This is a genomic window from Kitasatospora aureofaciens (assembly GCF_001188955.3).
Taxonomy (GTDB): domain Bacteria; phylum Actinomycetota; class Actinomycetes; order Streptomycetales; family Streptomycetaceae; genus Kitasatospora; species Kitasatospora aureofaciens.
Window position 1 is genome coordinate 190,995 of the sequence record NZ_JPRF03000021.1, and the last position, 14,077, is coordinate 205,071.

Annotated in this window: 15 protein-coding genes; 11 read left to right on the top strand and 4 right to left on the bottom strand. The window is 71.3% G+C overall.

What is annotated here, in order from left to right; all coding sequences use genetic code 11:
• Positions 1-68: 68 nt before the first annotated feature.
• On the bottom strand, positions 69-311 hold the full coding sequence (locus tag HS99_RS13465) for a hypothetical protein (RefSeq protein ID WP_030556086.1): 243 nt from the start codon (positions 309-311) through the stop codon (positions 69-71).
• Between the two features lie 214 nt (positions 312-525).
• Between HS99_RS13465 and HS99_RS13470 the strand changes: the two genes are divergently transcribed.
• The 6 genes from HS99_RS13470 to HS99_RS13495 all read left to right on the top strand — a co-directional run bounded on the left by HS99_RS13470 (position 526) and on the right by HS99_RS13495 (position 7,160).
• A complete protein-coding gene (locus HS99_RS13470; RefSeq protein ID WP_030556083.1) occupies positions 526-1,509 on the top strand; it encodes an aldo/keto reductase in 984 nt (327 codons plus the stop codon).
• Positions 1,510-1,879: 370 nt separating this feature from the next.
• A complete protein-coding gene (locus HS99_RS13475; protein WP_046386560.1) occupies positions 1,880-3,157 on the top strand; it encodes an ABC transporter substrate-binding protein in 1,278 nt (425 codons plus the stop codon).
• The gene (locus HS99_RS13480) at positions 3,154-4,086 is read left to right on the top strand and encodes a carbohydrate ABC transporter permease (protein ID WP_030556078.1); all 933 of its coding nucleotides are present in this window, start codon (positions 3,154-3,156) and stop codon (positions 4,084-4,086) included. Before HS99_RS13475 ends, HS99_RS13480 begins: the two co-directional genes overlap by 4 nt.
• The gene (locus tag HS99_RS13485; RefSeq protein ID WP_030556076.1) at positions 4,083-4,916 is read left to right on the top strand and encodes a carbohydrate ABC transporter permease; all 834 of its coding nucleotides are present in this window, start codon (positions 4,083-4,085) and stop codon (positions 4,914-4,916) included. Before HS99_RS13480 ends, HS99_RS13485 begins: the two co-directional genes overlap by 4 nt.
• Positions 4,917-4,950: 34 nt before the next feature.
• Positions 4,951-6,171 (top strand): ABC transporter ATP-binding protein, encoded by a 1,221-nt coding sequence (locus HS99_RS13490; protein WP_030556073.1) that lies wholly within the window; start codon positions 4,951-4,953, stop codon positions 6,169-6,171.
• 422 nt (positions 6,172-6,593) lie between these two features.
• Positions 6,594-7,160 carry a carbonic anhydrase gene (locus tag HS99_RS13495; protein ID WP_030556071.1) on the top strand — a complete coding sequence of 189 codons (567 nt, stop codon included), beginning with the start codon at positions 6,594-6,596 and terminating at the stop codon, positions 7,158-7,160.
• Between the two features lie 175 nt (positions 7,161-7,335).
• Here the strand turns inward: HS99_RS13495 and HS99_RS13500 are convergent, their stop codons facing one another.
• Entirely contained in the window at positions 7,336-8,187 is an 852-nt protein-coding gene (locus HS99_RS13500) for a LysR family transcriptional regulator (protein ID WP_232543281.1), read from the bottom strand.
• A gap of 81 nt (positions 8,188-8,268) precedes the next feature.
• Here HS99_RS13500 and HS99_RS13505 point away from each other — a divergent pair, with 81 nt between their 5' ends.
• The 4 genes from HS99_RS13505 to HS99_RS13520 all read left to right on the top strand — a co-directional run bounded on the left by HS99_RS13505 (position 8,269) and on the right by HS99_RS13520 (position 11,025).
• Positions 8,269-8,763 (top strand): cupin domain-containing protein, encoded by a 495-nt coding sequence (locus HS99_RS13505; RefSeq protein ID WP_030556067.1) that lies wholly within the window; start codon positions 8,269-8,271, stop codon positions 8,761-8,763.
• A 67-nt stretch (positions 8,764-8,830) separates the two neighbouring features.
• Positions 8,831-9,190 (top strand): DoxX family protein, encoded by a 360-nt coding sequence (locus HS99_RS13510; protein ID WP_030556065.1) that lies wholly within the window; start codon positions 8,831-8,833, stop codon positions 9,188-9,190.
• A gap of 189 nt (positions 9,191-9,379) precedes the next feature.
• Positions 9,380-9,976, top strand: coding sequence for a restriction endonuclease (locus HS99_RS13515; RefSeq protein ID WP_141763717.1), 597 nt, complete (start codon positions 9,380-9,382; stop codon positions 9,974-9,976).
• A 599-nt stretch (positions 9,977-10,575) separates the two neighbouring features.
• Positions 10,576-11,025, top strand: coding sequence for a hypothetical protein (locus tag HS99_RS13520; RefSeq protein WP_050366302.1), 450 nt, complete (start codon positions 10,576-10,578; stop codon positions 11,023-11,025).
• 143 nt (positions 11,026-11,168) lie between these two features.
• Here the strand turns inward: HS99_RS13520 and HS99_RS48690 are convergent.
• Positions 11,169-12,250, bottom strand: a protein-coding gene (locus HS99_RS48690) for an IS630 family transposase (protein WP_442354872.1) whose coding sequence is annotated in 2 segments (ribosomal slippage) — positions 11,169-11,762 and positions 11,765-12,250 — 1,080 coding nt in all. Because the reading frame shifts where the segments join, the coding sequence is not laid out codon by codon here.
• 149 nt (positions 12,251-12,399) lie between these two features.
• Between HS99_RS48690 and HS99_RS44030 the strand changes: the two genes are divergently transcribed.
• Entirely contained in the window at positions 12,400-12,612 is a 213-nt protein-coding gene (locus HS99_RS44030; RefSeq protein ID WP_141763718.1) for a hypothetical protein, read from the top strand.
• Positions 12,613-12,748: 136 nt separating this feature from the next.
• Here the strand turns inward: HS99_RS44030 and HS99_RS13535 are convergent, their stop codons facing one another.
• Positions 12,749-14,077 (bottom strand): NsdA family TPR-like regulatory protein, encoded by a 1,329-nt coding sequence (locus HS99_RS13535; RefSeq protein WP_483299702.1) that lies wholly within the window; start codon positions 14,075-14,077, stop codon positions 12,749-12,751.

Genomic DNA, 14,077 nt, shown 5'->3' on the forward strand with positions numbered 1-14,077 from the left:
GGGAGCCCCAGCACCGGGCCCGTCCGGCGGATTTTCCCGGGGCCTCATGGCCGGGGACGCGCTCTGCTTCAACCCCGCAGGTCGTGCACGGTGCCCTCGCTGACGGCCCGCAGCTTCTCGGGACTGGCGACGTTGTGCACCGTCAGGACGCGGCCCTGCAGCGCTCGGTCGCGTCCTGCTTGACCGCCCGGTCGCCGGAGAAGCGCGGACGGCGGGCCTGCACGTGCTCGCGCCCGGCGGGCGACCTGACGCACCGCCGACTCCGAGCGTTCGACGGCCTCGCCGATCTCCGCGTGGCTGAAGTCGAACACCTCCTTAACACGAACACGGGGCGTGTGGACCCGCTCGGCGAACACGGAGGCGTCGTGGGCGGTGCCGAGCGTGTGGGCGCTGCCCGTCGGCGCCGGGAACCGACTCCGTGCCCGCGACGCTGCCGAGCGCGTGGACGGGGGTGGTGACCTGGGTCACGGGCCGGTTGTGCGGTGCCGGAGGGGCCGTCCCCGGAGGTCGTGAGAGGCTCGTGCCATGGAACAGCGTGTACTCGGCCGCACCGGCCGTCCCGTCTCGATCGTCGGACTCGGCACCTGGCAGCTCGGTGCCGACTGGGGTGACGTGCGGGAGGAGGACGCCCTGGCCGTACTGGAGGCCTCCGTCGAGGCGGGTGTGACGCTCTTCGACACCGCCGATGTCTACGGCGACGGCCGCAGTGAGCGGCTGATCGGCCGCTTCCTGAAGGAGCGCCCGGACGCGGAGGTGTTCGTCGCCACCAAGTTCGGCCGCCGGGTCGAGCAGCGTCCCCAGCACTACCACCTCGCCAACTTCCGTGCCTGGGCGGACCGTTCACGAGAAAACCTGGGCGTGGAGCGGCTGGACCTGGTGCAGCTGCACTGCCCGCCGACGCCCGTCTACTCCTCGGACGAGGTGTTCGACGCCCTGGACACCCTGGTGGCGGAGGAGCGGATCGCCGCCTACGGGGTGAGCGTGGAGTCGTGCGCGGAGGCGCTGACCGCGATCGCGCGCCCGGGCGTCGCGAGCGTGCAGATCATCCTGAACGCGTTCCGGCTCAAGCCGCTGGAGCGTGTGCTGCCGGCCGCCGAGGCGGCCGGGGTCGCGATCCTGGCTCGGGTGCCGCTCGCCTCGGGGCTGCTCTCGGGCCGCTACAGCGAGCGGACCGTCTTCGCCCCGGACGACCATCGCACCTACAACCGTCACGGCGAGGCCTTCGACCAGGGCGAGACCTTCTCCGGCGTGGACTTCGCGACGGGCGTCGAAGCGGCACGGGAGTTCGCCGCGCTCGCACCCGAGGGCGCGACTGCGGCCCAGACCGCGCTGCGGTGGGTCGTCCAGCAGCCCGGGGTGACGACGGTGATCCCCGGTGCCCGCAACGTGGCGCAGGCACGGGCCAATGCCGCGGCTGCGGCACTGGCGCCGCTGCCGCCGGCCACGCTGGACGCCGTCCGGGAGCTGTACGACCGCCGCATCCGGCCGCAGGTGCACGACCGCTGGTAGCCGAGGCCCGGCCGCATGCGGGCGGACACCACCGGGGTGGTGGTGTCCGCCCGCCCGGGGATTCATCGCGGGCAGCGCCTCGGTCGTGGTGAAGGTGCGCATCTCCACCACCGGCACCCGGATCTCCTACGCCGACGAGCCCGCCACCGGTCGAACCCCGCCACCGGTCGAACCCCGCCACCGGTCGAACCCCGTCACGGTTCGCCGGTCTCCGGAGGCTGGGCCGTCCGGCTGGTCGACGGCGCGGCACGCGGGGACTCGGCCGGGGCGGCGGGCTAGGGTCGTCGGGGCCGGTCCGCCCCGCTACGGGAGCGCCCCGACGGGAGCGCCCCGCCACGGGAGAACGACTCCGCCCCACCACGGGAGAACGATGCCGACGGTCCCCAGCCTCCGTTCACGGTGGGCGAGTGCCGCCGCCGGGCTGGCCGTGGTCGTGTCCACCCTGGCCGGCTGCGGCAGCGGCGGGCAGAACGGCCCGGTCACGCTGAACTGGTACAACTTCCCGGACGATTCGGGCGCGCTCCAGCAAGCCGCCGACCGCTGCGGGCAGCAGTCCGGCGGGCGCTACACCATCCGGTACGACAAGCTGCCCCGCGGCGCGGACGGCCAACGCCAGCAACTGGTGCGCCGGATGGCCGCCCACGACACCGACGTGGACATCCTCGGTCTGGATGTCACCTGGCCCGCCGAGTTCGCCGAGGCCGGATGGATCCGGGAGTGGACCGGGAAGCTACGCGACCGGGGCACCGCCGACACCCTCGACGCAGCGGTCCGTACCGCGACCTGGCGGGGCCGGCTGTACGCGACGCCGTACAACTCCAACACCCAACTGCTCTGGTACCGCGACGACCTGGTCCGGACCCCGCCCAGGACCTGGGCCGAGATGCTGGCCACGGCGGAGGACCTGGCCCGTGCGGGCAAACCGCACTACGTGGAGATCCAGGGCGCCCAGTACGAGGGACTGACGGTCTGGTTCAACACCCTGGTCGCCAGCGCCGGGGGTTCCGTCCTCACCCCGGACGCACAGGCCCCCTCGCTCGGGCCACCCGCCGTCGCGGCCGCCACGGTCATGCACGACCTGGCGACCTCCGCTGCCGCCGACCCCTCGCTGCCGAACCAGATGGAGGACCAGAACCGGCTCGCCATGGAGTCCGGCACCGCCGCCTTCGAACTCAACTACCCGTTCGTCTACCCGTCGATGAAAGCCAACCAGCCCGCACTGTTCCCGCACTTCCACTGGGCGCCCTATCCCGCCGTGACGCCCGACCGCCCCGCCGGCGTGACCATCGGCGGGATCGACCTCGCGGTGGGCGCCTACAGCCGGCACCCCGACCTCGCCTTCGAGGCCACCCTGTGCCTGCGCAGCCGGGACAACCAGCTCACCAACGCGCTGAAGGGCGGTCTCCCGCCGTCGCTGCGCAGCCTGTACCGGACCGAGGAACTCACCCGGAGCTACCCCTTCGCCGCCGACGTGCTCGCCGCCCTCGACAGCGCCAGCGTCCGGCCGCAGACGCCCGCCTACCAGAACGTGTCCATCGCCATCTCCCACACCCTCTCCCCGCCCGCCGGCATCCGCCCGGAGAAGGACGTGGCCGACCTCCGCGGGCAGATCCAGGACGCCCTCGGCTCGAAGGGGCTGATTCCGTGACACCACCCACCCGAGCCCGCGACGCCGCCCTTCCGAAGGCGGCCGGGCCCTCCCGGGGCGCCCGCCAGGAACGCAGGCTCGGCCTGCTGCTGTGCGCGCCCGCGGCCGTCGTCATGCTCGCGGTCACCGCCTACCCGGTCGGCTACGCCGTCTACCTCTCGCTGCAGCGCTACGACCTGCGGTTCCCCGACCAGGCGCACTGGGTCGGACTCGCCAACTACGGCGCCGTGCTGACCTCCCCCGTCTGGTGGCAGGCGCTCGGCGTCACCGTGCTGATCACCGTCGTGTCGGTGGCCGTCGAGCTGGCCCTCGGACTCGCCCTCGCCCTGGTGATGCACCGCGCCGTCTTCGGCCGCGGCACCGTCCGCACCGCGGTCCTGGTGCCGTACGGTATCGTGACCGTGGTCGCGGCCTACTCCTGGCAGTACGCCTGGACACCGGGCACCGGCTACCTGGCCGCCCTGCTGCCCGGGGGCAGCGCCCCGCTGACCGAGCAGTGGCCCGCCATCGGCCTGGTCATCCTCGCGGAGGTGTGGAAGACCACCCCGTTCATGGCCCTGCTCCTGCTCGCGGGCCTCGCGCTGGTGCCCGACGAGACCGTCCGGGCGGCGATGGTGGACGGCGCGACCTCCGGACAGCGGCTGCGCCTGGTGATCCTGCCGCTGATGAAACCGGCGATCCTGGTCGCCCTGCTCTTCCGCACCCTGGACGCCTTCCGGATCTTCGACGACATCTACGTGCTGACCGGTGGCTCCAACGGCACCGGCTCGGTCTCGATCCTCGGCTACGACAACCTCTTCACCGCGCTCAACCTCGGCATCGGCTCGGCGATCTCCGTCCTGATCTTCGTCTGCGTGGCGCTCATCGCACTGGTCTTCGTCAAGCTCTTCGGCACGGCCGCGCCGGGCACCGAACCGGAGCGCCGATGAGCACCCGCCGCACCCGGACCCTGACCGGCTGGGGAATCGCCAATCTCGCGGTCGTCCTCTACGCGCTCTTCCCGGTGTGGTGGATCGTGGCGCTCTCCTTCAAGGACCCCGCCACCCTCACCGACGGCAACTTCGTGCCGCGCACCTGGACAGTGGCCAACTACCGCGGCATCTTCCGGACTTCGGAGTTCACCCGGGCCCTGGTGAACTCGATCGGGATCGCGGTGATCGCCACCACCATCGCCGTCGTGCTGGGCACCATGGCGGCCTACGCGGTCGCCCGGCTGCGCTTTCCCGGCAAACGGCTGCTGATCGGGATCTCCCTGCTGATCGCGATGTTCCCGCCGATCTCGCTGGTCTCACCGCTGTTCGACATCGAGCGGGTGCTCGGCCTCTTCGACACCTGGCCCGGACTGATCATCCCGTACATGACCTTCTCGCTCCCGCTGGCGATCTACACGCTCTCGGCGTTCTTCCGCGAGATCCCCTGGGACCTGGAGAAGGCGGCCAAGGTCGACGGCGCCACGCCCTGGCAGGCGTTCCGTCTGGTCATCGCACCGCTGGCGGCACCGGGCGTGTTCACCACCGCCATCCTGGTCTTCATCTTCTGCTGGAACGACTTCCTGTTCGCCATCTCGCTGACCTCCACCACCGCCGCCAGGACCGTACCGGCCGCCATCGCCTTCTTCACCGGCAGCTCCCAGTTCGAGCAGCCGACCGGTTCGATCGCGGCCGCCGCCGTGGTCATCACGATCCCGATCGTGGTCTTCGTACTGCTGTTCCAGCGCCGCATCGTCGCCGGCCTCACCGCCGGCGCAGTCAAAGGATGAGACCGCCCCACCCGGCGGACCAGGAAGGCGGACCGTGGCCGAGATCGTCCTCGACGGCATCACCAAGCGCTACCCCGACGGCGCCCTCGCCGTCCGCGACGTCAACCTCACCATCGCCGACGGCGAGTTCGTGATCCTGGTCGGCCCGTCCGGCTGCGGCAAGTCCACCACGCTCAACATGATCGCCGGGCTGGAGGACATCACCGACGGAACCCTGCGCATCGCCGGACAGGTCGTCAACGACCGCGCGCCCAAGGACCGCGACATCGCGATGGTCTTCCAGAGCTACGCCCTCTACCCGCACATGAGCGTGCGCGACAACATGGGCTTCGCGCTGCGCCTGGCCAAGGCGGACAAGGCGACCATCGCCGCCAAGGTCGAGGAGGCCGCCCGCATCCTGGACCTGACGCAGCACCTCGACCGCAAACCCGCCAACCTCTCCGGCGGGCAGCGCCAGCGGGTCGCGATGGGCCGGGCGATCGTCCGCGAGCCCAAGGCCTTCCTGATGGACGAGCCGCTCTCCAACCTCGATGCCAAGCTCCGGGTGCAGATGCGCACCCAGATCGCCGCGCTCCAGCGCCGCCTGGGCACCACCACCGTCTACGTCACCCACGACCAGGTCGAGGCGATGACGCTCGGCGACCGGGTGGTCGTCATGCGGGCGGGCGTCGTCCAGCAGGTCGGCTCGCCGCAGCACCTGTACGACGAGCCGGTGAACCTCTTCGTCGCCGGCTTCATCGGCTCGCCCGGCATGAACTTCCTCGGCGCCGCACTGGAGCAGAACACGCTGCACACCTCGCTGGGCGCGCTGCCGCTGGACGACCGCACCCGGCGCGCCCTGGAACGCGCGGACGCCCCGCGCGAGCTGATCGTCGGCATCCGCCCCGAGAACTTCGAGGACGCCGCCCTGACCGAACACGGCGGCGGGGTCACCTGCACCGTCACCGTCGAGGTCAGGGAGTCCGTGGGCTCCGACGTCTACGTCCACTTCACGCAGGGGGGCGGACCGGCGCCGACGGCGGGACTCACCCAACTCACCCAACTCGACGAACTGGACCAACTCGCCGAACTCGCCGCCGACTCGGGCCGGGCCGACACGGGCATGCAGGAGCAGCACGTCGTGGCACGGCTCGCCCCCGCCACCCGCGCCACCGAGGGCGGCCCCCTGGACCTTCGGATCGACACCGCCCGGATCCACGTCTTCGACCCCCGCAGCGGGGCCAACCTGACCCACCCGGAACGCCCGGCGCGGTAGCACGGCCCCCGCGGGAGGACGCGCGGGTGTTCACCCTCTCCCGCATCCGCGGGGTGATGCCCGCGTATCCCGCCGGACGACGTGACCCCGGTGGGTGGCGGGTGGTGTGGGCCGTCCGCAGCAATGTGGCGCGCGCCCCCTTGCGCCTGCCGCCGCGTCGCCCCGACCAGGCCGAACAATCGTCCTGGTCCGGACACAGGACGAGTCCGAGTGGCAGTGAGGGGAACGAACCGATGGACGGAGCCGGTAGCCCGAGTCGTCGAGCGCTGCTCGCCGGTGGGCTGATGAGCGCTGCGGTCGCGCTCGCGGGGTGTACGACGACGAGGGCGGACTCGCGAGTTGCCGCTCCCGCCACGCCCACGGGCAGCGGCGGTTCGGCGGAGGCACGGCCGACCACGCCCGCCGCGGCGTTCACGAGGCTGATGGACGGCAACAAGCGCTGGGTCAGCGGAGACCTCCAGCACCCCGACCGGGACCCGAACCGGCGTCAGCTGGTGGCCCAGGAGCAGGAGCCCTTCGGGTCGATCCTTTCCTGCATCGACTCCCGGGTGCCGCCCGAGCTGCTCTTCGACACCGGCCTCGGCGACCTGTACGTGATGCGCACGGGCGGGGAGGCGGTCGGCCCGGTGGTCACCGGATCCGTCGAGTACGGGCCCATGACGAGCGGCACCCCCCTCATCGTGGTCCTCGGGCACCAGCGCTGCGGCGCGGTCAAGGCGGCGTACGAGTCCTTCCGGGACGGCAAGCCGCTGCCCGGTAACCTGGACGCGATCGCCAAGGCCCTGCGGCCGGCGTACGACCAGGCGGTCAAGGAGGGCGGCGCCGACCCGGTCGAGACCATGTCGCGCGCCCAGGTCACGCTGACGGCGGCCGACCTGCGCTCCAACCAGGACCTCGCCCCCCTCGTGGCGAAGGGCTCCCTCGCCGTCGTCGGCGCCTACTACTCGCTGGACACCGGCGCGGTCGAAGTCCTGTCCGGCGCGCCCTGACCGCGCCTCGTCCCGGGGTACGACGGGGACGACGCCGAAACCGTCCGGTCCGTACTGTTCATCCCGTTCATCCCGTCCGTCCCGCTCGCGCCGTCCTCCGACGGGCGGTCAGCTGGCAGGTTGCGCCGGGCCAGGTGGCCGCCGACGAGGCCGGACGGGATGTTGAACAGGAAGCTCAGCGGCGGTAGGCGGCCGTCGCGGTCCTGACGAAGGACCGGATCAACGGGTTGGTGTCGCCCTCGTTCCACACCGCCACCACGCGGCTCGGCGGCATGTCGACCAGTGGCACCACGGCCAGCTCCGCAGGCAGGTCGTGCCCGAGCGGGGCCAGACCGACCGTGCCGTTCCACAGCACGGTCTGCAGACATTCCTGGACGGCGCGCACAACCGGCCCCTCGCGCGGCGTGCCGCCGTTCCAGTACGACTGCCACTCGGGGTCGGTGCCCGGCGGGAACTGGAACCAGCGGCGGTCGTCCAGCTCGGCCAGGCGCAGCCCGTCGCGGCGGGCCAGCGGGTCGTCGGCGCGCAGGACCACGCCGACCGGGTCGGTCCGCAGCGCACGCACCGTCAGGGCGGTCTCGTCGAAGGGCGCCCGGGTCAGCGCGATGTCGACCAGTCCGGCGCGCAGCCCGCAGGTCGGGTCGGTCAGGTCGGCGTCGCGGATGCGGATGTCGACGCCGGGGTGGCTCCGGCGGAAGGCGGCGGCCAACCTGGCCACCCCCGGGTCGGTGCCGTCGCCCAGGATGCCGACGGTCAGGGTCGCGACGCCGGCTGCCGCGCTCACGCGCACCCGGACGCGGTCGGCATGGTCGAGGAGGGACCGCGCCTCGTCGAGCAGCACCGAGCCCACCGTGGTGAGCATGACCCCCGTGGGCGAGCGGGTGAACAGCAGGGCCCCGACCTCCGCCTCCAGCTGCTTGATCGCCCGGCTCAGCGGCGGCTGACTGATATGCAGTCGGGTGGCGGCCCGGCCGAAGTGGAGTTCCTCGGCGACCGCCACGAAGTAGCGCAAGGTGCGTAGCTCCACGCTGCAACGATACCCAGGAGGTATCGGGGCCCCGGAACGGGTCTTGGACGCCGACGGGCCTGCGGCGGTGGACTCGGGGGCATGACCGAAGACACGAAGAACAGCGAAGCGCAGAACCGCCCCGCCCTGTCGGTGGTGGGCCCCGGCGAGGGCGAGACGATCGTTCTGGGCACCACGCGCATGCGCGTCCTGGAGGACGGCAGCCACACCGGGCACCGCCTCGCGATCGCCGAGTCCGTCCTCGCCCCGCACACCCAGGGGCCGCCGCAGCACCGCCACGCCCGGCACGACGAGGGCTTCTACATCCTCTCCGGGACGGTGCGGTTCACCGTGGGGGACCAGGACCACGAGGCCGCCGCGGGCACGCTGGTGATGGTTCCGCCCGGCACCCCGCACACCTTCGCCAACCTGACCGACGAACCCGCCGTCATGCTCAGCACCTTCACCCCCGACCTGTACGTCCAGTACTTCCGGGACCTCCAGGACGCGCTCGACGGCGGGCGGCCGCTGACACCCCAGGCGAACATCGACGCGATGAGCCGCTACGCGACCGAGCCCGCCACCGACCTCGCCTGAAGCCGAGCACGTCCGAACCCGACGTCGCCACGGCCCCCGTGACCCCGGTGGCCCATGAACGGAAACCATGAACATCTCCTACTGGATCGTCGCGGGGCTACTCGCGCTCTTCTACCTCTACGCCGGCACGCTGAAGCTGATCCGCAGCCGCGACCAGCTGCGGCCCATGATGGCCTGGGTCGACCGCGTACCCCTGCCCGCCGTCAGGGCGCTGGGCGCGGTCGAGGTGCTCGGCGCGGCGGGCCTGGTCCTGCCACCGCTGACCGGCATCGCCGTCCCGCTGGCGCCGGCAGCGGCCATCGGCCTCGTACTCCTGCAGGCCGGCGCGATCGCCGTGCACCTGACCGGCGAGGACCGCCGGATCGCCCTCAACGCCGGGCTCGTCGTCACCGCCGCCGTGACCGTCTGGCTGGCCACCGGGCTGTGACGCGACGGCGGGCGGACGACCGGGAGCTGGTACTGGCCGTCGGGCGCCGGGTTCCGGCCAACTCGGTGCCGCAACCCGGCGGCGCGGTGGCGAGGGCTTCTACGCTCGCACGGATACCGGGGTGTGAGGGGGAAAGCCGTGGCTCGCAGGCCTGTTCGGCGGCGTCGGTCGCGCAGCACCGCCCGTTGGGTGCGGCAGGCCGGGGACAACATGCTGCTGGTGGGGATCGCCGCGGTGGCCGGACTCGCGGTGGTGTCGGTGGCGGTGCACTGGCTGGTCCAGCACCTGGTGCTGGTGGCCGGGCTGCTGGTCGTCGGGGCGGGGGCGGGTGTGGCCGTGCTGCGTTCGCGCGTGCGCGTGCGGCAGCGGGAACTCGACGTGCGGGCGGCGCAGTTGCGGCACATCGAGCCGTTCCTGTCGATGACGCCGAAGGCGTTCGAGCACGCGTTGGCGGACCTGTGCCGGCGGGACGGCTGTACGAAGGTGTCGGTGGTCGGCGGAGCCGGGGACCTCGCCGCGGACGTGCTGGCCACCACGCCCACCGGGCAGCGGATCCTGATCCAGGCCAAGCGCTACGGCCCGCGGACCTTCGTCGGTTCGCAGGACGTCCAGAGGGTCAACGGCACCTACCGCGACGTGCACCGCTGCGACCTGGCCGCCGTGGTGACCACCAGCTCCTTCACGAAGGCCGCGGCCGCGTTCTGCGCCCAGGTCGGCATCAGGGCCGTCGACCGGCGGGCCCTCGCCCTGTGGGCGGAGGGGACGGGCGGGCCGCCCTGGGCCTGAGGGGGACGGAGGTGGCCGCCAGGGTGGCCCGGCCTGCGCACATGAGCGGAACGAGCAAGCCGAGGGTACGGGCGTCGAGCAGGCCGTGGAAGATGCGGTTGGTGCCGGCGACGGCCAGGAGCACGGTGCCCAGGGTCGTGACGACCGGGGCCGCAGGATCCAGGAGGTAGCGCGGCGCGATGGCCCAGAACCAGGCTCCGGCTTGCGCCAGCCGAACGGGGAGAGGTGCATGAGTACGGCTACTCATTCATGCAGGCCCGGACACCCGATGAACTGCAGGGACGTTTCCTCAATCACTCTGTGCCAACGCTTCGTTGGCACTGTGAGCGCCGTGGTACGTTCCCGGCGGCAGTGGCTGCCGGCCGCCACGGCGTCGTGAGCCGGGCGATGTACTGCCGCACGTGCCGTCCTCCAGGTGTTCGAAGACGATAGCGTCGATGCGGTGGTAGGCGGTCTGTTCGGTGCGGCGGGCGAAGGAGCGCCACTGTTCGGCGTAGGTCCGGCTGGTGGGTGCCGGCCGGGCGGTGGCGAGGTCGTCGGCGGCGCGCGTTTAGTGATGTTATTTGTGTTCAAGGCCCCGCGCTGCAAAGGTGTCAGCCATGAAGATCACGATCACTGTGGAGGACCCGACCCCCGAGGCCCTCGAGAAACTGCTCGCCCTCGCCGCCATGCCCGCCGCCGTCGTGACCGCAGTGCCCGACGACCGCTGGACACCGGAACGGGCCCGCTCGTACTACGACCGGCTCCCGCCCCGTGCCCAGCAGATCCTGCTCCAGGTCGTCGAAGGCGAAGGCGAATGTGCCGCAGAGGAGTTGAAGGCGAACGGCCGGAACCTGCGCGGATCCACCGGCGCCTTCCGCCGCGTGCTCACCGAGGGCAAGCGCACCGGCCTCTGGCCGGACGCCCTGCCCGTGCCACTTGTCTCCCACATCGTCGGCGGCCAGCTCAAGAAGCTGGAGATGCCGGGCTCCGGCACCGACCGGTACACGTACCCGGTCTTCGCCGAAGGACTGCGCGACCTGCTGCCCATCGGGCGAGACGGTTGCTGACGGTGTTCGTCCGGGAGAGATTCAGCACGACCGCGGTGCTCCCTCGGCTTCGGCGGAAAGTCCATGTGGCGGCCTTCTGCCGAGCCGTCGTCCTGACCGGCACCACCAAGGTCGGTCATCTGGAGGCTACTGACTTCGGCGCTTCAAGGTGATGGCGGTGGGAGGTCGAGGGAGAGTCCGGTCCCGGCGAGGAAGCCGTCGAGGACGTCGGAGCGGTACTGAAGCTGTTTGAGGCGGTTGCGGACGAGCGCGGCGAGTCGCTCCGGAGCGACGCTGGCGAGGTTCGCCAGGCTGCGTTTGACGTGGGCCCATAGGTACTCGACCGCGTTCAGCTCGGGTGCGTATGCGGGCAGGATGAACACCGTCAGCCAGTCCCGCGCGTTGATCAAGTCGCGCATGGCATGGGAGACATGGGTGTTCAACCGGTCCCACACCAGCACGATCGGCGCCTTGACCAGCTGGTGGACCCCGTCTATCAGCCCGATGTAGTCGCGCTCGGACAGGCTGCGGCGTTCGCCCTTGCGCCCGGTATGGCACCGCAGCCGGTGACAGAGCCGGGTCCGCGAGCCCGGCCGCATCGCGATCAGCCCGGCGACCGAGACCCGTCCGGAGCCCCGGCCGCCCACCCTCACGACCGGGGTGATGCCACGGCGTCCCCACGTGCGTGCCTTGGGCGGTCTGCGGGTGAACCCGGCTTCGTCCTCGAAGCAGAGCCATCCGTCGCAGGCCGCCCGGGTGCTTTTACCTCCGCCCAGGTCACCTCCATCCACGCGGACACGGCTTGCTCGTCGCGTTCCGCGGCACGCCGCGTGGGGACCTGCGGGGTGAAGCCGAGTCGGTGCATCAGGCGGGTGGCTCCCGAGACGCTGTAAGTGACGTGGAACTTGCGGCCGATCAGCGTCGCCACCCGAGCGCCGGTCCACACCTGGTCCTCGTCCCAGCCGTGCACGGCCGGCCCCTGCTCAAGGTACTCGGCCAGCTTCGCCCGGCACCGCGCCGACAGCTTGCAACGCTGCCCACCCGGTCCCCGTGAAGCCAGCGCCCCGGCCCCGCCCTCCCGCCAGGCCTGGTGCCACTGGTAGGCCGACTTCGTGGTCACCCGCAACCTGCGGGCAACCTCCTTCGGTGGGACACCTTCGTCGAACAACTCGGCGGCTTCCAGCCGCACCGCCTCGCGGCGCTGACGTGCCTTCGCCGTCAGCCCGCCCCCATCCGCATAGCGCATACCAACGGCATAGCGCGCACATGGCCGTCAGTCAGCTACACAAACAGGCCAATCACCTCGAAGCGCCAAGGTCAGTAAATGTCTGCGATCAAGGCAGAGAGCGCCGTATGGTCATGAACCTCCCAAGGGGGAGAGGAGGTTCACCAGAGATGGGATTGTTCAAGGACACGCCGCCCCGCGAGCATCCTGAGTTCACGCAACTGTGCTTCATGGCAGCCGGATCACCGTCATGGTGGAAGCAGAACCGGCACAAGGTCCTGGCGATCGCAGGACTCCTCGCCGGGCTCTGGCTCGCCGGACACCACCACGACGCCACCCCCAAGACGTGCGCTCCTGCGAGCACATCCAGCACTTCTCGCTGACAGCGGCGCGAAGCCCGGCCCCGCGACCCGCATGGGGCCGGGCTTCGCAGACTGGCGCTTGGCAGCCTCCTGACGACGGCGGCTCGGATCATCCTCTCCGGGCCGCTGATCACCGCGACTCTGATCCGAGCGCCCGTCACGCAGCCCGGACGCGCTCGATGAGATCGGCGACGCCGTCAACCTGGCGGTACAGCTTGAACGCCGGCGCGAGTTCGCGGACCAGGGTGACGCACCGCTCGGCGCCGATGCGGGTGGCCAGATCGAGGGATTCGGTGGTGACGGCGAGAGCCTGCTCGACGTCGTTGGACTGCAGGAAGCCCTTGGCCTGGTAGGTCAGGAAGATGCCACGCGTCTTGTCCCGGGCCTTGGGTAGGAGGGCCAGACCCTCGGCCATCCTGACGTGCGCCTCGTCGGCCCGGCCGAGATCGAGCAGGCACTGGCCGGAGTCGACCGCGAGGTCCGCGGGGCTCATCCACGCGCACCAGCCTGGCGCGGGGTCGCTGGCCCGCGTCGACAGTGCGGTCTCGGCGTCGGACAGGTCGCGGTAGCACGCGGAGCGTTCGCCGAGCGCGGCGTAGGCCCTGGCCCGCCGGAGGAACAGCAGCGACCGGGCGGTGGGGTGCTTGGTACCGGACAGTGCGTGGCCGAGCTGGTCCACCGAGATGTTCGGCTGGCCGATCCAGTTCGACTGGTAGGCGAAGTCGGAGAGCACACCGGCGCCGAAGTCGCGGTCACCTGCGGCGTTGGCGGCTTGCAAGGCCCCTGCCCAGAGCTTTCCCGCAGCGAAGTGCTTTCCCTGGTCGAAGCGGTACCAGCCGCAGGTGGTGGCCAGTGACGCGGCCAGGAGGTGCAGCCGCTTGGAGACGTGCTCGGCGTGGCCGCCGCCCTCGATCAGGTCAGTGACGGTGGCGAGATGAGCGTCCATCAGCTTGATCGTGTGCTGGCGCTGTTCGGTGGGCAGCGTCGTCAGCTTCGCGCTGGTTTCCTCCAGCCAGTCCACGAGCCCGGGGTCCACGGCCGTCCTGCCGTCCAGGGCGGAAGTCAGGCGATCGGGCTCGATCGTGGCCCACTGGGCGGCGAGGCCGGCCAGTGAGACGGCGCTGAAGGTCATGAAGCTGCGGCGGTCCATGGCGGCTCTCTGTGCATCTCGAAGTGCTTGGACGGTGTACGCCGATCCCAGTGGCAGCGGAACCTCGCGGCCGGGCAGCCAATCGGGCCACCCGAACAGCTCCATGTCGGCGATCGGAACGTCGAAGGCTTCCGCGATCAGGATCTGGGAGTCCAGGTTCGGCTGCTTGCGCCAGTTCTCCGCTGACGGCCGTCTTGTCCGCGCCGGAGCGGAGCCCGTGCTTGCGGGCGGCCCGGTCGAGGAACACGACGAGGTCGTTCTGTGACCACCCGCGCAGTTCGCGGGCGTAGGCGAGGGGGTGCCGGATCGGGTCGTCCACGGGGCCAATTCCATCAT